Raw genomic sequence first — 20,036 nt, 5'->3', positions numbered from 1 at the left:
CAAATTGAATTTAATATATACTTAAACGAAACACCGTTTTTCGTGTTAAACTAAAGGTATTTTTTACACATAAGTGATTATCCATGTCTGAAAATTACACAGCTGAAGCAATAGAGGTGTTAAGCGGTCTTGAACCGGTACAACGCCGCCCTGGCATGTACACTGACACAACCAGACCCAATCATTTAGCACAAGAAGTGATCGACAATAGCGTCGATGAAGTCATTGCTGGCTTTGCCAATCAGATCATCGTCACGCTGCATGAAGATGGCTCCATCGAAGTGGAAGACAATGGCCGTGGTATGCCCGTTGATTTACACCCGCAATTAGGCTTAAGTGGTGTCGAAGTCATTATGACGCGCCTGCATGCTGGTGGTAAATTTTCCGATAAAAATTACAGCTTTTCTGGTGGATTGCATGGTGTAGGGGTCTCTGTCGTTAATGCCCTCTCTGAACGGGTGGAAGTTATCATCAAGCGCAACGGCATTATTTATAGTATGTGTTTTGCCAATGGCGACAAGTTAGAAGAACTTAATGAACTTGGAGTAACCAAAAAAAGAGATACGGGAACCATTATCCGTTTCTGGCCCAATGCTCACTATTTTGATACGACAAAAATCTCTGTTAAACAACTTACCCATGTTCTGCGTGCCAAAGCAGTTCTTTGCCCAGGCTTGTCCATGACCTTCAATAACAAGGCCACGAACGAACAAACTCATTGGTGCTATGAGAAAGGCCTGGCCGATTATTTATTACAATCCTTAAACAATGATTACTTTCCTGACGAGCCCTTTACCGGCGAATTTGCCAGTGAAGAAGCAACTGTGGATTGGGCTTTGGTCTGGTCAGCCACATCGGGCAACAGTAATTTAAATGAAAGTTATGTGAATCTCATTCCTACTGCACAAGGTGGTACTCACGTTAATGGCCTTCGAGCAGGCCTGTATGATGCCTTGGCTGCTTTTTGTGAATTACGTAATTTGTTACCACGCGGGGTGAAATTAACCGCAGACGATCTCTGGGAACCATGCCAATATGTACTGTCAGTGAAAATGAAAGAGCCGCAGTTCGCCGGCCAGACGAAGGAACGTTTAAGCTCCAGACAAACAGCGGCCTTTGTCAGTAACGTGGTAAAAGATGCTTTTTCTCTTTGGCTTAACCAGCATCGTAGCCAGGGGGAAATGATTGCGGCCTTTGCCATTGAGCGCGCTCAAAAACGTCTACGTCAAGCCAAGCAAGTTGCCCGTAAGCGCGTCAACCAGGGTCCAGCCTTACCAGGAAAACTAGCCGATTGTCTGCAACAAGATTTAAGCCAGGCAGAATTATTCCTGGTTGAAGGGGATTCAGCAGGTGGTTCCGCTAAACAAGCTCGTAACAAAGATTTTCAGGCTATTCTGCCTCTACGAGGAAAAATCTTAAACTCCTGGGAGGTAGAATCCAATGAAGTATTAGCTTCACAGGAAATTCATGATATTTCCGTTGCTATTGGCGTTGATCCGGGTTCCACTGATTTGGCCGGTCTGCGCTATGGGAAGCTTTGTATTCTTGCTGACGCTGATTCAGACGGTGCGCATATTGCTACACTCCTCTGTGCACTCTTCTTACGCCACTTCAAACCGCTTGTTCAGGCAGGCCATGTCTTTGTTGCCATGCCACCTTTGTATCGAATTGACGCAGGTAAAATAGTGCATTACGCGTTGGATGACGAGGAAAAGCAAGCCATTATCACGCAACTGTCTCAAACCACGAAAGCGAAGATTAACGTTCAGCGCTTCAAAGGCTTAGGTGAAATGAACCCTATGCAATTGCGTGAAACCACGATGGATCCCAATACCAGACGTCTGGTACAACTCACTCTTGAGGATGAAGAAACTACCGTAGCCATGATGGATATGATGCTGGCCAAAAAGCGGGCTTCCGACCGTAAAGCCTGGCTGGAAACCAAAGGAAACCTGGCTGAAGTTTAACCAGGTTTCGCGGTTAATTTTATAGCCTCTTTCCTTATAATGAAGATTAAATAGTCAATTAGCCTCTAAAACAAGTAGTCGATGAATTCTTAAGCAAGCACTAACACCTTGCTTGAGCGTTTCTTCTATGCCATTCCTCTCAGTTACTCCCAGCGTTACCATTTGAGTAAAGGGATTAAATTAGAGTAATCATCGGTCCATAATTGACTCTCTCTTTTCGCAACAAAACGCCACCCGTGACTACGCATTAAATAAATTGACAACGGTTGGTTTGCTGTAAGCAAGACCCATTCTGATTGAAATTGGCCTAACTTATTATTGCCAGCATGCCCTTTGTGCAACACCAGCAATTCAAGTTCTCGCCCGGCTGCGGTCAGTACAGGCAGTAGATTCAGATGGCGATTACTGATATTCACCAAAATAACCCCATCAGCGATAATTTTTTGCTGGTAAAGCTTGAATGCTTCCAGGGTTAGTAAATGGGTCGGAATGGCATCAGAAGAAAAAGCATCCACAACCAGTAGTTCTGCAAGTTTATCTTTACTCTGCAATATCAAACGGCCATCGCCTTCTACTAAGGAAACCCTCGGTGGACAATCCCGTAAATAGGTAAAGAAAAGACTATTTTTTGCTATCTCAAGTACTTGCTCATCAATATCAATGATGTCAACCTGATCCTCTTTGTGAAACTGGCAAGCCATCATGCCTGTTCCCAAACCTAATATAGTAGCCCGCAACGGCTGATAGGTTTCTTGTAAATGCCGCACGACGGGTAACATGGGACCGTAATAAGCCATAGCCCCATTCCCAGGCCCTTGCGCTCCTTCCAGTTGAAAACCATGCACCGTATTCTGACTCATTAAAACATGTGCTCCAAACTGGGAAACAATTTGTTTCACACCATAAAAATTGCGTTGTTGGCTTAAAATTTTTGTTGGTTTAAACCAGGGGGAAAATAAAAAAACGAATAAAATACTCATGCCCACAAACAACGTGATTCTATTTTTTGGCCAAATAATAATACAAGCTAAGGCTAGAATCTCAGCCAGGTGATATTTCTTAAGCCATAAAACCCACGGTTGATTCGGCAAACAATAATTAAGCATTAATAGGACAAGAACAATAAAAGGCATCCAACCTAAACGGGTAGATTTGGATAGAGGCAAACAAAAGAGTGCTAGCAGAAAAATCAAAGGATATTCATAGGCATCATTAAAAATTCTTGGTGCCAGCAAACCATTAAACAAACCAGCTAATACGCCACCCAAGGCAAGGCAAAAATAAAAACTTGTCAATTGACTAGCTGGCGGCCGCATCCTTACTAATTCGCCGTGACACAATAAAGCAAACATAAAAAAGCTGACTAAATGGAAAATAATTAATTGCCAGGCTTGCAACAAACTGGCACCAACGATAAATACAAGCACAGGGAAAATGACAGCCAACAAGGTAGAGCGCTCCACCCAGGCATGAGAAATCAGTGGCTTTCTGGCAAAAGTGATGACGAAAGACAACAAATACAGTGCTAAAGGAAATACCCACAGCAAGGGGGTTGCCGCAATATCAGTCGATATATAAAAAGTCACACCCAACATTAAACTACAGGGAACAAAACTATAACTTACCCAACGAAAAATAGATTGCCAGGCAAGGTTGTTTTTCTTCTTTATTGACTCTAATTGCTGGTAAGGGATAGTAAAAAAGATAACCCCCAGAAACAACAAATAAACAACAAACATACATTGCCAATAATGAAATTGCTGTTCTATGCCAAGAGCATATTCAATCAGCCATGGATAACTGATTAATGCCAGTAAACTGCCTACATTGGAAGCTACATATAAAAAATAGGGATCATTGGCGTATTTATCCCGTGTTTGACTATAAGCAAATTGTAACAATGGCGCGGAAGCACCAATGATTAATAATGGCAATCCTAATTGACCGATTAAATCTTTTAAAATAGATAACTCAGGTACTGCACCACTCTCAGAAGGAATAAAGGGCTGTAATAAAACAATTAGACTGAGTAACGCGACTACAAAATGCAATGACCTCCCAAACCGCCAATTAGCAAAACGACTAAGCAACCAGGCGTAACCGTAAGCCGACAATAATAACGCTTGAAAGAATAACATACAGACTGACCAAACAGCCGGCGTACCGCCATAGAGAGGCAACATCGCTTTTGCTACCATAGGCTGGATCACAAATAACAAGGCTGCGCTTAAAAATAGACTAGTGGCAAAAAGAAATTGTATCACCTATTTATCCTGCTATTGCTGCACTACATGGAATAAACACGCATCCAGTATTGCATCGAACTCCCAATCAGCAAGGATTGTGGCTGATATCTTAAAACTAGGGAAGATTTTTTTGATTTAAGCAACCTAATAAGATCAACAGAGCCTAAGCCCTGTTGTCTTATTTATTTTTTTAGTTAAAGCTATTTGGCACGTGATGCATTTAACATCCAACGTGATTTCTCATGCTCTTCAATACGATTGGAAAGTAAATTAGCAGTCCCTTCATCATTATTTTCTTGTGCTAAGGTCATTGCCTGGTTCAGATCTTTCACCAACGTATCATGATCATTAGCAAGTTCGGTCACCATCTGATTAGCATCAAGGCTGGAATCCCCATCTTTTATCTTCTTTAATTGCTCAAATTCCTTAAACGTCGCTGGCGCTTTATGCCCCATAATGCGGATACGTTCAGCAACTTGATCAGCAGCCTCCGCTAATTGCAGATATTGCATTTCAAATAATTCATGCAACGCTTTAAATTGGGGACCTGTAACATGCCAATGATAATTTTGGGTTTTTAAATACAATGCATAAGTATCTGCCATGATAATGGATAGTTTTTTGACGACATCGCTCATACAAACTCCTTGTTATTTCATGTATTCGAGGCTGTTTACATTCCTGCTATCTTGGTGCTTACCGCTTGATTTTCTGCACTTCGCTGCCCACACATACGAGCGTGAGGCGCCGCTGCGGTGCTCCATTATCAAGCTGTCAACACGCAAGCTAGAGAAATATTACCTCCTCTAACCATAGCGCAAAAAGAAGATATTTTAAAATCAATTGGTTAAATCATAACCATTGATATTATTTATCGTTGGCCTTTCCAGATAAATAACAAAATATCTATATACCCTTCAATAATAGGCTGCAAACTAAGATAATTCATCAATTTCAGCAAATTGACAGAATAATTTGCTAGAATCATGTCGTTTTGATTAATCAAGTCTGAGACAATATGAACGACCAATTGCATATTCTGAACATCAATGATTTAGAGTCCATTAGTGCCGACAATAAAGAGCTTGCTTTGCAATCCCTGGAGACTGGCAAAGTCATTTACTTTCCCAATTATGCTTTTTCGCTTCAGACAGCAGAAACCGAGCAATTACTCACGGAAACAATCCTGGATGGTAAACATAAAAATGTGAGTTTTGATTATAGCCGACAACGCTTGGGAGGTTATCGACAGCAGGGTGATGAAAATGCGCTATCGGCCCCATTAAAAGCGTTTATGCAGCGCTATGCTGAATTTGCAAAGCAATTGGTAGATACGGTATTTCCGCAATATCAACAGGCACTCCTATGGGGAAGAACCAGTTATCGCCCTGCCGAGATTAAAGGAAGAGTCAGCTCAAAGCGCAAGGATGATACTCGTCTGCATGTTGACTCGTTTCCAGCCAGCCCAGTTAACGGACAACGTATATTACGCGTCTTTTGCAATATTAACCCGCATGGAGCACCAAGAGTCTGGCATCTGGGCGAGCCCTTTGCCAAAGTGCTTAATCGCTTTGCCGCAGGCATTCCAAACTATAGCCCTATTCGCGCTAAATTTTTACATTGGATAAAAGCAACTAAAACGCTCCGCTCAGCCTATGATCACTATCAGCTCAATTTACATGATACGATGAAACTTAATGATGACTATCAACAAACCGTCAATAAACAACGATTTGATTTTCCTGCCAATAGCACTTGGATAGTCTTTACTGATCAAGTCTCCCATGCTGCCCTAGGGGGGCAATTTTTGTTGGAGCAAACTTTTTATCTACCTGTAGACGCTATGGAGAATCCTTCTTTATCACCTTTAAAATATTGGGAAAGAGAACGGCCTGGCAAACTCGCCTAAAGTCTGATAGCCTGCTAAAAATCTAGCAGGTTGTTTTTGTAATAGTGACCTAATATACTTAGAGTGACTGTGGTTTTGGATAACTAGAAGGATGTATCATGTTATCAGCCAACATGATTCCACGCCATGAGCTCCAACAGGTCATCATCCAGCTTGAACAAGCGCTTAGTGAACATTTACAATGGCATAGCACGCTCCTTCGCGCCCTTGTTTGCCATTTACCCATTGATAATAATAATCTACAAGCCGATGGGCACCATCAATGCATCTTTGGTCAATGGCTAAGCACATCAGCCCCTAAAGAGCTCAATGACTATCCTGGATTTCTTACTATTGATGAAGCACACAAAAAAATACATCTTCTCGCTTTACAGCTAGTAAAAGAAGCTGCAACAGGAACTATCAGCCCTGTTAACTATGATCTTTTTACCAGCGCACTGGCCTATTTACAACTGGAAATTACTGCATTAAAAAGTGAACTGGAGTCCTTATTATATAATCGCGATGCGTTGACTGGGGCTATTTCACAATTAGGCATCTTACCCATCTTGCGCGAACAACAGGAATTAGCCAAGCGCCAGGGTCAAAATTGTTGTATTGCTATGGTTGATCTGGACCATTTTAGTGAGATTAATGAGCAACACGGACGCTACATAGGCGATAAGGTATTAGCAGCTATCGCACATTACCTGATTGATAATCTTAGGCCTTATGACAGAGTATTTCGCTATGGTGGTGAAGAATTCCTGTTATGTATTCCTTTCACTGCACTAGCCCCAGGCCAAAAAGTGGTTGAGCGCTTACGAAAAGGTCTTGCCACCATCACCATCGATGCAGGCCAGCAGGAAACTATTCGCATGACCGTTTCCATTGGTTTAGCCTTACTTGATCCCCATCTACCTATAGAGCAATGTATAGATCACAGTATGCACGCCATGAGCGCCGCAAAGGCTGCTGGAAGAAATTGCGTACAGATTTGGGAAACATCAAACGAATAATGAACACAACAACGTATCAATAATGAGGGCCATCGTATTGTTAGTTTCAAACAATGCGATAGCCCTCCTACTAAGACGAAGAAATTTTTTCAATTCTTATTTTGAGTACATGGGTACAATCAAAGGTGCGTCTGCTATTTCAAGATCCATATCAACCGTTTGGCCTGTTGTTTGCTCAGATTGTTGCTCTGCTTCATGGAAAAGACGCATTTTTCTTGCATAGTTACCTGATTCCGTTTTTTGCTTTTTAGGGCTCTCCGGTCTTTCCTCTGGGGCAGAAGGCTTGGCAGAATCTGTTTTTCGTTTACGCGCCTCTGGTTGTGATGCCTGTACAGCTTGAAGATATCCAATTCTGGCTTCTTCTGCTACTGCGAAAGCTGCTCGAAGGTCTTTTAAATGCTGAATAATAGGAATAGCATTTCCTTGCTGCTCTGCCTTGGTATTACGTTTAAATAAAGGGGCAAATTCCTTTTTATCTGCCTTGTGCTGAAGCATTTTTTCTTTTTCTTCCAGGGCTATCGCTGCCTTTTCTTCTTTAGTTAACGTTTTCTTTTCTTCTTTGGTGAGCGTTCTTTTTTTAAAGGGTTGTTGACTCTGCAGAACGCGATCCAGGAACTCCAGTTTTTCTTGTAAAGGTAAACTTTCTCTAAAGGCATCCATATGCTTCTTCAATAGGATTCGTTTCTCCATTGGGGAAGCAGCTTCTTTATATGCTTTGGTTTGTTTAAATTTGAGTTCTTCCTGAGTAATCCTATTATCAGAAATTGCGCTCAGCTTTTTGAAAACCTGATTTAAGACACTCGCCTGTTGTACTTGCAAAGAGCCTTTATGGTCTTGCTCACAAAACCCTTTAAGTAAGCGAGGGGTGACTCTTTCTGCGAAACCCAGTTGCTTGCGGTAGTCATTAAACGCAGCGAGGGTTCCTTGTTCAAATTTTTCTATAAAAGGAAGGCATAGCTCATATTCGTTCGTATCTTTCATTAACTCTTGTAATATTTTCTTGAACTTATTCACTCGGTTATGAAAGGCTTCACGATCTTCCACCCTGCCGTGCTTACTATCCGCACCCGTTAACCGGCGTAGCCATGCGTCTCTTTCGCACAACTTAAGAAGAAGCGATTGTGAGCCTTTACACAAAGCCCAAAGCTCCGATCTCTTGATAAAACTGGGTAAGGTATGCGTATCCCTACCTAATTTTTTTGCATCATCCTCTGTTAAAATCAATCGATTAACAACTTTTTTCCCCAATTCAATCATAAAAGCTTCTGATGCGGACACAGACTGATCAAGGCTAGAAAATCTTTCCATTAACTCTTTGTAATCATGTTTAATTTGCTTTAGAGTGCGGGCATAATTGGTTCTGAGCTGTTTATTAGCATTTGATTCGATACTTACGGTAGGCATGAGAGTACATCCTTAGAGAAAAAGCTTTTATAAGTATAGTGCTTATACATTAAGGAAATCTTAAGAAAATATTAAGTGTTTCTTAAAAAAACATTAAGTGATTTTCATTGAAAAAATAACGCAAAATCAGCGAGTGCAGTGACTTTTTTTATGAATTCTGTTATCTAAGCTTATTGGCTGAAGAAGTAATAGGACATTTTTGGTTGTGACAACTCGACATAACACACTTAACTCATACGCTTTTCCCATTATTTTAATTACTTCCATTTTGCTGGGAGGCTTGGCTGGCTATTTATTTGGCTCCGGTACCCGTTATTTAAAGCCTTTGGGCGATATTTTTCTCAATTTAATTTTTACAGCAATTGTACCACTCATTTTTTTCAGCGTGTCCTCGGCTATTGCACGCGCAGGTTCTTTGGGAAAGCTGGGAAAAATTATTTTCTATATGGCTATTGTTTTTCTGTTTACTGGAATGATAGCAGCTATCTATACCATTCTTATTGTAACGTTTTTCCCGCCTGCACAAGATGTTTATTTGCAGTTGGCAAACCCTGAGAAAGTGGCTACGATCAGTTTTTCAAGTCAGATTGCTGCTATCTTCACCGTTCCCGATTTTTCCAAACTCCTCTCCCACGAAAATATGCTTGCCTTAATTGTCTTTTCAGTTTTAGTGGGGCTGGCTGTTGCCACTACAGGTGAAAAAGGCAAATTATTCGCCACCTTTTTACAATCAGGTGAAGAAATTTTCATGCGCGTTTTCTCGTTCATTATGTATTACGCCCCCATTGGTTTTTTTGCTTATTTTGCCGTTTTAGTGAGTGAACTGGGTCCTAAATTAATGGAAAGTTATGTTCGCATTACTGTCATTTATTATATTTCGTCACTGGTTTATTTCATCGCTGCCTATACTTTTTACGCCTACCTCGCCGGTAACACAGCGGGAATAAGAACATTTTGGAAGAATGTATGGCTTCCTGCGACCACAGCCATCGCAACCTGTAGCAGCGCTGCAAGCATTCCTGCCAATTTGATTGCCACAAAGAAAATGAACGTTTCCCCAGAAATTTATGAAACAGCCATTCCGCTGGGAACCATCATTCATAAAGATGGCTCTGTGATCGGTGGTGTTTTTAAAATTGCCTTTTTGTTTGGTATTTTTCATCTGGATTTTTCGGGAGCCACCGTGTTACTCACCGCGCTGGGTGTTTCCTTATTGGTTGGTACCGTCATGGGAGCCATTCCAAGTGGTGGTATGCTCGGTGAATTATTAATCCTGACTATCTACGGATTTCCACCATCAGTGCTGATAGTTATAGCGGCTATTAGCATTCTTATCGATCCACTAGCAACGATGTTGAATGTGACAGGTAATAGCGTAAGTAGTATGATGATTGCCCGATTAGTCGAAGGAAAAAAATGGTTACTGCCCAAAAATAACAGTACTGTTTCAAATTGAAAGCCAATCAACAATAGGATTTAACATGAATAACCCGCCAAGATGCCCAGAATGCAACTCCGAGTACACTTATGAAGACGGCCAACTTTTTATTTGCCCGGAATGCACTCATGAATGGCCGAAAGATATCTCTGAAAGGAACACAGATAAAGAAACGGTTATTAAAGACGCTAACGGAAATATCCTAAACGATGGTGATACAGTGACTGTTATCAAGGATTTAAAAGTTAAAGGCTCTTCCTTGGTCGTAAAAGTCGGTACTAAAGTTAAAAATATAAGATTAATTGAGGGTGACCACGACATCGATTGTAAAATTGATGGTATTGGTCCTATGCAATTGAAATCGCAGTTTGTAAAAAAGGTATAGATTACTATCAGTCATGCCAGTGCTCACCATGGCAACTGGAAAGCATCCTATTTTTCAGCCATTCTTACTAGTAGGGAATGAAATCAAAGGGTATGAAATAGGATGCAAAACTATCTAATCGAAACAAAACGCCTGGGTTTGCGTTTTATGCGACGGGAAGACATTGAACATCTCAGAAGCCTGGATAAGGATCCGGTTGTTAAAGAATTCTTTCCCGAGGGTACTCTCACTGATGATGAAATTAAAGCCTACATGAATGACTGTATGCTGAACTGCAAAACCAAAGGCCTCCCCTGCTTTGTTATTTTTAAACTTCAAACCAATGAGTTTGTTGGTGAAGCTTATTTTGATCACCTTGATAGTGGCGAAACCAAAGTGGGTTATCTTTTTCATCAGAAATACTGGAACAAAGGTTATGGCACTGAAGTACTAAGCGCACTGCTGAATTGGGCAAAAACCTATATTAAAGCCGACTATATTATTGCTTATGCCGATAAAAAAAATAAAGGCTCGTTTCGCGTAATGAAAAATTGCGGGATGGAATACTATAAGGATGAGTATTATTTGGATATGGAATGCCGTTTTTACCGTATTAAAAATCAATAATATGAAATTAAAAACTGCTGCCGGCATCTAAATTCAGACAAAATAAATTGACAATATTACTTAGAACTTTTTCGCAAATTTTAAGTTGTTCAATACTGACAAACTCATTAGGTCGATGTGCCTGCTCAATGTCACCCGGACCACAAACAATTGTAGGGATATGTGCCTCTTGAAAAATGCCCGCTTCCGTTGAATAAGAAACTTTCAACCGCTCTTTTACACCGGTAACCATACGCACTAATCGCGTAATGAGAGCATCTTCTGACGCGTTAAACCCAGTCGAATCGGATATTTGATTGAGGGAAATCGCAGCATCCGGGCATGTTATTTTCATCTCAGGTAATAATTCATCACGAATATAATTTTCAATTTGACTACGGAAATTTTCACGAAGAAATTGGGGGATATACCGCACATCAAAAATAAATTCACAATGACCAGGAGTAACATTGGCAGCAATTCCACCACTGATAATATTCGTAGAAATCGTTGTGAAAGGAACATCGAAATCCTCATCAAAAGGACCGTTTTTCCTCAGGTGGCTAGCAATATTGCTGACATAAGCAATCAAACGACTGGCATATTCAATTGCATTACAACCACGCATGACAAGTGATGAGTGCGCTGCCAAACCCTTGACCTTACAGTGGTAAACTTGCCGGGATTTCTCTCCGATTATTGGCCGCATATTAGAGGGCTCACCAATCATGCAAGCTTCTGGCTGCAGACCTATTTTCCGTAAATGCCTGGTTAAAACGTCTGCTCCTATACAGCCAACTTCTTCATCATAGGTAAAAGCAAAATGGATAGGTTTTAAAAGATTTAATGTTTTAAATTCGGGGACGAGAGCAAGTAAAACAGCGACAAATCCTTTCATATCGCAGGCCCCACGACCATAAATTTTGCCATCTCTTTCTGTGGCGATAAAAGGATCGGTATCCCAAGGCTGTCCAGCGACTGGAACTACATCGGTATGGCCAGAGAATAGAATACCTCCCTGTGTTTCACCATTGTTTGCAGGGATGGTTGCTAATAAATTTGCTTTAGATTTTTTCTTGTTGTGAATAAGACGATAAGGAATATCATAGCGTTTAAACCAAGCCTCAATGGCCTCAATTAATTGGATATTGGAATTACTAGAAATGGTGTTAAAACCAATAAGATGCGAAAGCCATTGTAATGTATTCATAGTATTGTTAGCGTCGACTCACCTGGGTAAACTTTAGTATCTCAGGCTTATTCGGATTTCTATCCGCTACCTTCAACCTTTAATTTATACTAAACTAATTTTTTAGTTAACCATAGAACTAAATCATCATCCACGGCATAGCGCCCCCCAGGGACAACATCATTGTAATGAGACGTTATCCCCAGGCCATCCGGTAGATATCCTCTTTTTATATAGAGTCTTTGCGCCTGTCCATAATCGCCATAAAGCCCAACCCCCAATCCACATCGAGTACTTTTTTTAGCGCTCTCGTGTTCAGCCCGAGCGAGCAAACAGGAACCAATCCCCTTCTTACGATAAGGTGGCAATACATTCAGATCCATAATTTCCGGTATATTTTGATCTCGAAATGATGGATAGGACGATAGCCATTTTAGAGTAACATAACCGGCCAATTCATCTTGGGAAAAAGCAAGCCAAATAATACGTTCCCCTCTATTTTGTTCAGCTAAATAGGTGGTAAACGTCGAAGCAGGTTTTACCCAATTATGTCTGCTAAATTTTTCTACAATAGGCTGAATATCAGTTTGCACTAGCGATCTGAGATTAATCTTATTCTCATTTTCAATGACGGCATCAGATATATTTTTTGCCATATAGACCATTAGAAAATCATAGTTCTCTGGTTTTAAATTAAATAATGGAGAAAAACCTTGTGCTCGGTAAAATTGATAAGTCTTTAGATAATTTTTATCCGCTTCCTTTGGCGCTAATGTTTCCACTGTTAAAGTAGAAGCATTTAATCGATGCGCATACTTTATTGCCGACAAAAGCAGAAGGGCCCCTACCCCTTGGCGATGATTCTCGCGCATGACTCCCATCCAATAAATATTGGCCGTTGTTGGATAAGGAAAATCCAAACATAAAAGTCCTACATAATCATTACCAAGCTTTGCTGCAAAATTAATTCTATCCAGGACACCCATTGCATAGTGCTCATTACAGGCAGGTAAACCAAAATACTCAGGCAGATTTGCTGTAATCTTGCGACATAAATTTTGCGCAACTATAGGCGAAAGCTGTTCAATGGTAATCCTCATTTTATCTCCTCAAACTAGTTGGTCGACTTACAATAAATAAGCATAACCTATTGGATATCTCTCTAAGGTAGTTTAAACCTAATTGGTAGGTTAGACTTGCCCCATTTGGTTTAAGGATAAAAATTGATGAACAGATTAAACAATAAAGTCATCCTGGTTACCGGAGGTGCTTCGGGTATTGGTGAAGCTGCTTGCCGTTTACTCGCCAAAGAAGGAGCGCAGGTTGCCTTACTCGATATCAATATAGAAAAGGGAGAAAACATTGTTGCCGAACTCAATTCCCAAGGCTGGAAGGCTCAATTTTGGCCGATGAATGCCGTTATTGAGAAAGACGTGCAAACCACGTTTTATCAGATTAGTGAAGCCTGGGGCCGAATCAATGTATTAGTCAATAATGTAGGTATTATTGGCGATAATAAGCCTACTCATGAACTCACCGAAGCAGAATGGGATAAGGTAATGAACATTAATGTTAAAAGTGTTCTCTTCTGCACCAAACATGTGATTCCTCATCTGAGAGAAGCCGGTGGCGGCAGTATTATCAACATGTCTTCTTTACATGGTTTAATTGGTACACCTGATTACCCGGCTAACCACGCCGCTAAAGCAGCAATTCGCTTAATGACTAAAACAGATGCGATGCTTTATGCGAAAGACAAAATTCGTGTTAACTCTATTCATCCCGGTTACATTTGGACCCCCCTACTGGAAGAAGTAGCACGTAAATCCGCAATAGGCTATGAAGAATTTATTGCCCGGCACAATACCATTCAACCGATTGGCCATATCGGTCAACCAGAGGATATTGCCTACGCCATTGCCTACCTTGCTTCCGACGAATCACGCTTTATGACAGCGAGTGAACTCGTCATTGATGGTGGTTTATCAGGTGGTCAGCTCGTTGCAAGCTGTTAAAAGTCTACAGAGCTTCGTTTCTTGTCTTTTTCCTTAGCTCTAGACCCAAGAATGGTGTTCAGTCATACTAGTTCATGGGTTCCTTGTGGAACTGTGCGTTGGACCTTCTATAGACTTCTTCCAAAGAAATCTAGTGAATTATTTAAAGGAATAATTATGACATTTATCAAAAATATCGGTTTTATTTTTCTAGCAGTCTATTTAATCTTGGTTGCTCTTAGTACTCTAGCACCAGGTATTGCCATTCCAAGTATCGTAGTAGCAATTGTCGCCCTGGTCGCTGCCATTTTTATTCTTATTGGTAAATAACGTCGTTTTCTACAAGCAACGTTCGCCGGGGACCTTATTGTCCCGGCGCCTTTTATTTTCTTATTTTTTAATACCAATCACTAGAACTAATTGCCCAGCTCAATTTGTTTTTTCTTTACATTGCTCTGCCGTTACATAAACAAGATAAGGTTGTTGTCCTTTTCTATCCACACGATAGATAAGTCCCATGTTATGTTGAAAAAATAAGGTGGCATCTTTGCTTTTACAAACTGCTTCCCCACTAAATATTTCATTCAACCTCTTCTGGACAAGGGTCGGACTCATTTGCAGAGAGGCCTGTTGGAGTGGATTCAAATTGACAAATCGATAATAGAAAACCATGTTGTTTCCTTCAACAGCGACCTTGTACCACTCCAATGTGTCCCCCCATTTTATGGGTAGCTTCTTATTTTTAGCCTGTATTTTTTTGACAAGTTGCTCACGAAAGTCATCTTTTATCGTTTCATATTCGTAGATGAGATAACTATCCGTTAATGATTTTAAAAAAATTAATGCAATAACTATTTTTGCCATAATTGGCCACAGTCGTGTCCCTTTATAGTTCGTTGAACTGCGGCCTGTTACAATCCATAAAAAAACGGTATACAGCAGTGCAACCGTCAGTATTAGATAAATAAAAGAAACGCTCTGTATCGAGTTAGAGCTGTAAAAAAACTGAATGAGATAAACAAAACCCTGAAGTAAAACTGTACCCCCTACAGCAAATACCCAAAATGTTAACCATAATGGGTACTCTCCCCGCCATAATTTTTTGAGCATGATTATCCTTTATTGAAAAATTTCATGCGGCCAAGTTCATCGAACATCCACTAACGATTGCTAACCGATCATAAACACCTGCAACTACTTGACCCTATCCTAACATACCGTCATCGAGTTTCATGATTTGCTCTTCCGAAATTTACTTTATTCTGAATTCATCCCCTGTTATCGGTTTTTTATACGACTTTACTTAGGAGCCCCAGATTGACCAAGTGCCTTTTCAAGGCCTGAGAATAACTCTTCCACCCTTTTGAAACCCTCAAACCCCGGGTATTTTTTGCGTTCATCCTTTAGTACTTGAAAGGCTGATCTTCCTTGATTCAGATCTTCCCCAGCATGAGGATCAGCCCCATGTTCCAGAAGAAGGCTTACCATTTTTATTGCGTTATCAGCTTCATTACCCCCGCGCCCTACTTCCTCTATTAACAGATGTAAACATGAAGTAATAGTATTATCCCAATTAACACTTAATAGATTCGGATCTGCGCCGTTTTCTACCAAAAAAACAACGAGGTCGCTACTCTGGTGATATACTGCATGGAAAAGCGGCGGGTTTTTATAGCTAGTACGAGCATTAATATCGGCTCCATGCGCTAAAAAAAACTGGATCGCCTTCTTATCAGTTTCCATTAATTTCTTCATTTTCCAACAATCAGCCAGGTATATATTCAATGCTAAATTACCTTGGCTGTCCTTCGCATTCACCACCCCACCGCATTTAATGAAGCTGGCTAGAAGTAAATCAATATTTTCATCGCTACCTCTTGCCCATAAAAACCAGTTAATTAAAGGTTTGCCTTCGATTTCTAGACTAGTTATTAACTGTTTATAGGGATTTTTTGAAAAAAAATCCTCTATCACTTGGGGCGCACCCTCCATAAGGAGATTTCTCACAAGAAACTCCTCATTCTCTTGCTTATTCTGATTGAAAATTTGCAGTTGCTGCCAGGCCTGCGAATTCTGCAGTTCAGTAACGGCTTGATTAAATGGTTCAAGCGCTTTTGCATCAGTGAGCAGAGGATTAATATAAAAGGGCTTGGCGATCCCTCCTTTAAATTCTTTCATGTGAGTAAATTCTTTTACTATTTCTTTGGCTAACTTGTCTTCTTCTCCCAGAGGAAAACGCTTTATTTGATGTTCCATAGAATCAGCAAAGAGCCATTCCTTTTTATTGGGGTCAAACCCTACCCCAATTGCATGTAGCGCTGTCTTTTCTGAAGCATTCTGACCTGAACCAGGAACTTTAAAATAACTTGCGAATTCGAAAGACACGGGAGAATCCATCGGAGGCATTTTTTTTGCCATCAAAGATAACGCCTGACTTAAGGCGGTATGGTCAAAAATACCTGTAATTGCATTGGGATGATGAATCTTTTTCCCCATCTTCTCAAGCTTAATTGGCGTAAGCAGTTTCATGACCAAACGTGCATTTTGTTGATTAGAGGGCCGCGTATTCGGAGTAATCGAAGAAATATCATGAAAAACAGATACGGAGTCAAAATAAGCTTGACTTTGAAGAGCTGCATTTTCTTTATTAATAGAAATCTCTTTTACGCTATTTGTAAATTCTGTAATAAGCTCTTTTTTCAATTTTTCTAATTTGTTAAATTCCGTCTTGTCTTTTGCAAAACGTTCTTTTTTCAACATTTCTATTAAAACACCAACCGAATTATCTGGATGACTTTGCAAATCCTTTGGCGGATAGGAAGTATATATTTTTAACAGGGATTCTTTCGCTATCCCTTCAAGTTTTCTATATATTTCAGCTAATTTTATGGATCGTTGATTGAATGTCTCTAACTCTGCACCCAACATTGTCAATTGTGCTGAATAACTATAACCATAACAAAGACCTTGGGACGTTAGAGGGTAACCAAGGATGATCATAAGATTCATTAATTCCTGCATTGTCAAATAGAGATCACCTTTGTTGCTCATCGTCAATTCCTTAGTCCAACGAGACGTACTTTACAGAGTAGAATGAAGAGCAAATAATGATTAATTATAGGACAGCATGCAAATTACGACTTCATTACAAACAACCTTCAACATAATGTGTTTCCTGATTTCTACCACTATAAATTTGCGTGATTACTTTACCATCCGTTTCAAAGCGAATGGCACGATCCCTCCCTGTTTCAATAAGGGTAAGATAATGACCGTTTTGATCATAGTGATGGGGTTCAACTTCGAGCTTGCCAGCATATAAAGCCTGTACCTGCACTTCCGTATCGCCAATTCTTGCCCCTTTTGAGGTAGAAAAAGACGAGGAAGTTATATTAATACGCACAATTTTATCGCCCGAAATCATGAAGGATAAACCCTGAGTTCCTTTTAGGCTAACATAAAAACAACGTTCGTCTTCCGCTTGATCTACCTCCGGTTTAGTCGAACCAAATTTCATGCCAGAGGCCTGCTCTGCTTGTTTTAAGGTCATACCAATTTGGATAGGCCCCAAACCCTCTGGCGATAATTGCCAATCCTTTATCGTTGCTGCAAAAAGACTGCCCACCAATCCCGCTGTTAAAAAAAATATAAAAATTATTCGTTGCATGCCCAACTCCGCTTATTCTGAAAAAAATCTCTGCTTCAGGTTAAATTATACGCCTTGCTAAGGATGGTAGTAAAAAAATAAAAATGACAGGTTTTGATGGAAATTTATTCTTAATATTTCCTTAATATTGATTTAATTTAACTAAGATAGAATAGCAAGTTCTCTTTTATTTTGGTGGAAAAATGAAGTTTCTTATAAAGAGCATTGATGATAGTGAATTTGAATTATCTCTGGATGAAAAATCAACTATTCTCGATTTAAAATCACAAATAGTAGACTACTATAAGAAAAAATTTGGAGATCTATGCACTGTTGAAGATATTAATGATCTACGCGTACTTTTTAATAGGAAAGCCTTGCTAACTAATCATGTTAGTTTGGGACAGTTATTCGATAGCAAAGAAACAAATCTTTTATATCTTATTGTCCCAAAACGTCATCGAGATCAGCGTTATATTTCTAAAGAAATCGGTGAGTTTTTTGTGGATAAAATTACCAGCGACCTTAATTTGGTAGGTATCAAGAAAACGCTTGGTTATCTCACTACCCAGGAAATTGTTGAAGGCGGCTACAATATTGAAGAATTAAAAAACGCTTTTAGACAAAAAGGGATTACGACTTATATCAATGAGAGCAAAGGCTTTTTTTATGCCTATGATAAGCCTTCCCTGCAGGCGCTTTTAAACTCCAACCTTACTTGTTTAGAAAAAAATGGTTGGCCTGGAGACGTTGATGAGTTTGTTCGGCAAGTGTGTCAGGTTACAGCCACAGAACCAGGGTTATGGAACCTAATTCATCGGGCATTTACGGATACTTCCTGTGTCTTATCTGCGAAGACACTAACTATTTCGGAAGTGCCACCCATCAATTTGTTAATTAGCTCCCAAACAAATAGTGGCCTTTTGGCTCGTCCGAACGATGAGCAGGAACCACCAGAAAAAATGGGGACAGTCACACCATCCAGTACATTTGCTTAATATCCTTGTTAAAAAGGACGTTAAATCGCCCCTCTCTCGAGAAGCAAGTTCTTAATTTGAATTTTCTCAGGTGTATTACAAAGAGCAAGGGGCGTTTGTTGTTTGCTATCAGGCGCATTGAAATCAATCGTCGTATTTGCCAATAACCAACGCACTGTTTCCAAATGCCCGGCGAGTACAGCATAGTGCAGTGCCGAATAGCCTTCACTATCAATAGCATGTAAGTCCGCCCCTTTATCAACCAGCACGTTTAAAGCCGCATTATTTCCTGCCTGTGCTGCTAACATGATAGCGGTGCGTCCTCTCCCATCAAGCACATTAAGATCTTCGCTGGCATCACAGCAAAGAATAGTGATGTCTTTATCACTATAACGCGCTGCATAATGAAGCGCTAATCGTCCCTTGCTATCCGCCAAGATTGTTGCTTGCTCCATTGCTAGCAGACTACGGACACAATCGATTTTATTATTTAAAATAGCGGTATGGATTGGATAACAGAAATAATTATTTTTAATCAAGGCAAGCTCGGGATTTGTTTTCAGGACCTCTGCCAATAAAGTAGAAAAATCGTGAATTGCCATCAAATGGAGTACTGTATCTCCACTAATATCTTGATGCTCCAGTGTTTTTGGTGACTTCTCTCTTAGTAGTCTAAAAATTCTTATTTTCTTTTCTTTTAAGTCATCTTCATAAAGCATTGGCATTTCTAAAGCACTAAAAATAGGTAGCTGCGACTGTTTATTAGGGTTGTCAAAAGCCGCCCCCAAATCAAGCAAAACCGAAACAGTATAAAAATGCCCTGCCAAAGCAGCGATATGCAAAGGTGTATTTCCATGAGCATCGGGTTTATTTAATAAATCCCGTTGTGGATTTAAGGAAGCGATTGCTTGATCGAGGCCCAAAAAGGCGGCTGCTTGGATAGCATTCCTCCCCTCAAACGCCGCTACCTCTTCCCCGAGATCCAGAGGAATATTAATTAGAAACTCTTCGAGGTAGTCTGTTGCCAGTTCCTCATAGTTTTCATAGTTGTCCTCTAACTTATCAGTAAAGCGGATATCTCTGGATACTTTTTCATAACACCATTGTGCTAAAATCTGGACTCTCTCTTCATCACTCTGCGTTGAATTAAGGCCTAATTCTTCATATAAGGCATTAAATTCCATCATTACTCCTCTAAGTCATCGCTATGTTCACCACGCACATTGTGATGAGGCAGATATCATCCTACTCCACAGTATAGAATATTCGCTGGAACTGGTAATTATTTTAAATAGATG

General features: G+C 40.2%; 18 protein-coding genes. 9 read left to right on the top strand and 9 right to left on the bottom strand.

Features of this window, described 5'->3' with window-relative positions:
• Window positions 1-83: 83 nt before the first annotated feature.
• On the top strand, window positions 84-1,967 hold the full coding sequence (gene parE / locus DYC89_RS05645) for a DNA topoisomerase IV subunit B (RefSeq protein WP_115220890.1): 1,884 nt from the start codon (window positions 84-86) through the stop codon (window positions 1,965-1,967).
• A gap of 155 nt (window positions 1,968-2,122) precedes the next feature.
• Here parE and DYC89_RS05640 read toward each other — a convergent pair whose 3' ends face one another.
• Both DYC89_RS05640 and DYC89_RS05635 read right to left on the bottom strand, forming a co-directional pair.
• Window positions 2,123-4,231, bottom strand: coding sequence for a spermidine synthase (locus DYC89_RS05640; protein WP_115220889.1), 2,109 nt, complete (start codon window positions 4,229-4,231; stop codon window positions 2,123-2,125).
• Between the two features lie 182 nt (window positions 4,232-4,413).
• On the bottom strand, window positions 4,414-4,851 hold the full coding sequence (locus DYC89_RS05635) for a Dps family protein (protein ID WP_115220888.1): 438 nt from the start codon (window positions 4,849-4,851) through the stop codon (window positions 4,414-4,416).
• Window positions 4,852-5,231: 380 nt separating this feature from the next.
• Here DYC89_RS05635 and DYC89_RS05630 point away from each other — a divergent pair, with 380 nt between their 5' ends.
• Together DYC89_RS05630 and DYC89_RS05625 are read left to right on the top strand one after the other, a co-directional pair.
• Complete coding sequence (locus tag DYC89_RS05630) at window positions 5,232-6,122, top strand: Kdo hydroxylase family protein (protein ID WP_115220887.1); 891 nt, start codon at window positions 5,232-5,234, stop codon at window positions 6,120-6,122.
• 98 nt (window positions 6,123-6,220) lie between these two features.
• Entirely contained in the window at window positions 6,221-7,120 is a 900-nt protein-coding gene (locus tag DYC89_RS05625) for a diguanylate cyclase (protein WP_181879331.1), read from the top strand.
• 96 nt (window positions 7,121-7,216) lie between these two features.
• Here DYC89_RS05625 and DYC89_RS05620 read toward each other — a convergent pair whose 3' ends face one another.
• Window positions 7,217-8,524 carry a hypothetical protein gene (locus DYC89_RS05620; RefSeq protein WP_115220886.1) on the bottom strand — a complete coding sequence of 436 codons (1,308 nt, stop codon included), beginning with the start codon at window positions 8,522-8,524 and terminating at the stop codon, window positions 7,217-7,219.
• A 205-nt stretch (window positions 8,525-8,729) separates the two neighbouring features.
• Between DYC89_RS05620 and DYC89_RS05615 the strand changes: the two genes are divergently transcribed.
• The 3 genes from DYC89_RS05615 (at window position 8,730) to DYC89_RS05605 (ending at window position 10,953) form a co-directional block, all read left to right on the top strand.
• Window positions 8,730-9,980, top strand: a complete 1,251-nt coding sequence (locus DYC89_RS05615; protein WP_115220885.1) for a dicarboxylate/amino acid:cation symporter — start codon at window positions 8,730-8,732, stop codon at window positions 9,978-9,980.
• Window positions 9,981-10,005: 25 nt separating this feature from the next.
• Window positions 10,006-10,347 (top strand): zinc ribbon domain-containing protein YjdM, encoded by a 342-nt coding sequence (locus DYC89_RS05610; RefSeq protein WP_115220884.1) that lies wholly within the window; start codon window positions 10,006-10,008, stop codon window positions 10,345-10,347.
• A 102-nt stretch (window positions 10,348-10,449) separates the two neighbouring features.
• On the top strand, window positions 10,450-10,953 hold the full coding sequence (locus tag DYC89_RS05605) for a GNAT family N-acetyltransferase (protein WP_115220883.1): 504 nt from the start codon (window positions 10,450-10,452) through the stop codon (window positions 10,951-10,953).
• Window positions 10,954-10,960: 7 nt separating this feature from the next.
• On the opposite strand, the gene argE is transcribed toward DYC89_RS05605, so the two are convergent.
• Together argE and DYC89_RS05595 are read right to left on the bottom strand one after the other, a co-directional pair.
• The gene (argE, locus tag DYC89_RS05600) at window positions 10,961-12,142 is read right to left on the bottom strand and encodes an acetylornithine deacetylase (protein WP_115220882.1); all 1,182 of its coding nucleotides are present in this window, start codon (window positions 12,140-12,142) and stop codon (window positions 10,961-10,963) included.
• 89 nt (window positions 12,143-12,231) lie between these two features.
• The gene (locus DYC89_RS05595; RefSeq protein ID WP_115220881.1) at window positions 12,232-13,221 is read right to left on the bottom strand and encodes a GNAT family N-acetyltransferase; all 990 of its coding nucleotides are present in this window, start codon (window positions 13,219-13,221) and stop codon (window positions 12,232-12,234) included.
• Between the two features lie 126 nt (window positions 13,222-13,347).
• On the opposite strand from DYC89_RS05595, the gene DYC89_RS05590 reads away from it, so the two are divergent.
• Complete coding sequence (locus tag DYC89_RS05590) at window positions 13,348-14,136, top strand: SDR family NAD(P)-dependent oxidoreductase (RefSeq protein WP_115220880.1); 789 nt, start codon at window positions 13,348-13,350, stop codon at window positions 14,134-14,136.
• Window positions 14,137-14,292: 156 nt separating this feature from the next.
• Window positions 14,293-14,445: a hypothetical protein gene (locus DYC89_RS16480; protein ID WP_181879330.1), complete on the top strand. Its 153-nt coding sequence runs from the start codon at window positions 14,293-14,295 to the stop codon at window positions 14,443-14,445.
• Window positions 14,446-14,544: 99 nt separating this feature from the next.
• On the opposite strand, the gene DYC89_RS05585 is transcribed toward DYC89_RS16480, so the two are convergent.
• The 3 genes from DYC89_RS05585 to DYC89_RS05575 all read right to left on the bottom strand — a co-directional run bounded on the left by DYC89_RS05585 (window position 14,545) and on the right by DYC89_RS05575 (window position 17,782).
• Window positions 14,545-15,225: a hypothetical protein gene (locus DYC89_RS05585; RefSeq protein WP_115220879.1), complete on the bottom strand. Its 681-nt coding sequence runs from the start codon at window positions 15,223-15,225 to the stop codon at window positions 14,545-14,547.
• A 189-nt stretch (window positions 15,226-15,414) separates the two neighbouring features.
• A complete protein-coding gene (locus DYC89_RS05580; RefSeq protein ID WP_115220878.1) occupies window positions 15,415-17,166 on the bottom strand; it encodes an ankyrin repeat domain-containing protein in 1,752 nt (583 codons plus the stop codon).
• A gap of 94 nt (window positions 17,167-17,260) precedes the next feature.
• Window positions 17,261-17,782 (bottom strand): hypothetical protein, encoded by a 522-nt coding sequence (locus tag DYC89_RS05575; RefSeq protein ID WP_115220877.1) that lies wholly within the window; start codon window positions 17,780-17,782, stop codon window positions 17,261-17,263.
• Window positions 17,783-17,964: 182 nt separating this feature from the next.
• Between DYC89_RS05575 and DYC89_RS05570 the strand changes: the two genes are divergently transcribed.
• Entirely contained in the window at window positions 17,965-18,759 is a 795-nt protein-coding gene (locus tag DYC89_RS05570; protein WP_115220876.1) for a hypothetical protein, read from the top strand.
• A 20-nt stretch (window positions 18,760-18,779) separates the two neighbouring features.
• On the opposite strand, the gene DYC89_RS05565 is transcribed toward DYC89_RS05570, so the two are convergent.
• Window positions 18,780-19,925, bottom strand: a complete 1,146-nt coding sequence (locus tag DYC89_RS05565; RefSeq protein WP_115220875.1) for an ankyrin repeat domain-containing protein — start codon at window positions 19,923-19,925, stop codon at window positions 18,780-18,782.
• Window positions 19,926-20,036: the final 111 nt, after the last annotated feature.

The sequence above is a fragment of the Legionella donaldsonii genome (genome assembly GCF_900452385.1).
Classification (GTDB): domain Bacteria; phylum Pseudomonadota; class Gammaproteobacteria; order Legionellales; family Legionellaceae; genus Tatlockia; species Tatlockia donaldsonii.
Note: the sequence above shows the minus strand (reverse complement) of the source record. Positions and strands in the feature narration are given on the sequence as shown.

Bases quoted from the DNA above. Each gene is read 5' to 3' on its own strand.
- DYC89_RS05635 (WP_115220888.1), bottom strand. From the start codon at position 4,851: ATGAGCGATGTCGTCAAAAAACTATCCATTATCATGGCAGATACTTAT.
- parE (WP_115220890.1), top strand. From the start codon at position 84: ATGTCTGAAAATTACACAGCTGAAGCAATAGAGGTGTTAAGCGGTCTT.
- DYC89_RS05625 (WP_181879331.1), top strand. From the start codon at position 6,221: ATGTTATCAGCCAACATGATTCCACGCCATGAGCTCCAACAGGTCATC.
- DYC89_RS05570 (WP_115220876.1), top strand. From the start codon at position 17,965: ATGAAGTTTCTTATAAAGAGCATTGATGATAGTGAATTTGAATTATCT.
- DYC89_RS05565 (WP_115220875.1), bottom strand. From the start codon at position 19,925: ATGATGGAATTTAATGCCTTATATGAAGAATTAGGCCTTAATTCAACG.
- DYC89_RS05575 (WP_115220877.1), bottom strand. From the start codon at position 17,782: ATGCAACGAATAATTTTTATATTTTTTTTAACAGCGGGATTGGTGGGC.
- DYC89_RS05620 (WP_115220886.1), bottom strand. From the start codon at position 8,524: ATGCCTACCGTAAGTATCGAATCAAATGCTAATAAACAGCTCAGAACC.
- argE (WP_115220882.1), bottom strand. From the start codon at position 12,142: ATGAATACATTACAATGGCTTTCGCATCTTATTGGTTTTAACACCATT.
- DYC89_RS05590 (WP_115220880.1), top strand. From the start codon at position 13,348: ATGAACAGATTAAACAATAAAGTCATCCTGGTTACCGGAGGTGCTTCG.
- DYC89_RS05605 (WP_115220883.1), top strand. From the start codon at position 10,450: ATGCAAAACTATCTAATCGAAACAAAACGCCTGGGTTTGCGTTTTATG.
- DYC89_RS05585 (WP_115220879.1), bottom strand. From the start codon at position 15,225: ATGCTCAAAAAATTATGGCGGGGAGAGTACCCATTATGGTTAACATTT.
- DYC89_RS16480 (WP_181879330.1), top strand. From the start codon at position 14,293: ATGACATTTATCAAAAATATCGGTTTTATTTTTCTAGCAGTCTATTTA.
- DYC89_RS05595 (WP_115220881.1), bottom strand. From the start codon at position 13,221: ATGAGGATTACCATTGAACAGCTTTCGCCTATAGTTGCGCAAAATTTA.
- DYC89_RS05580 (WP_115220878.1), bottom strand. From the start codon at position 17,166: ATGAGCAACAAAGGTGATCTCTATTTGACAATGCAGGAATTAATGAAT.
- DYC89_RS05630 (WP_115220887.1), top strand. From the start codon at position 5,232: ATGAACGACCAATTGCATATTCTGAACATCAATGATTTAGAGTCCATT.
- DYC89_RS05610 (WP_115220884.1), top strand. From the start codon at position 10,006: ATGAATAACCCGCCAAGATGCCCAGAATGCAACTCCGAGTACACTTAT.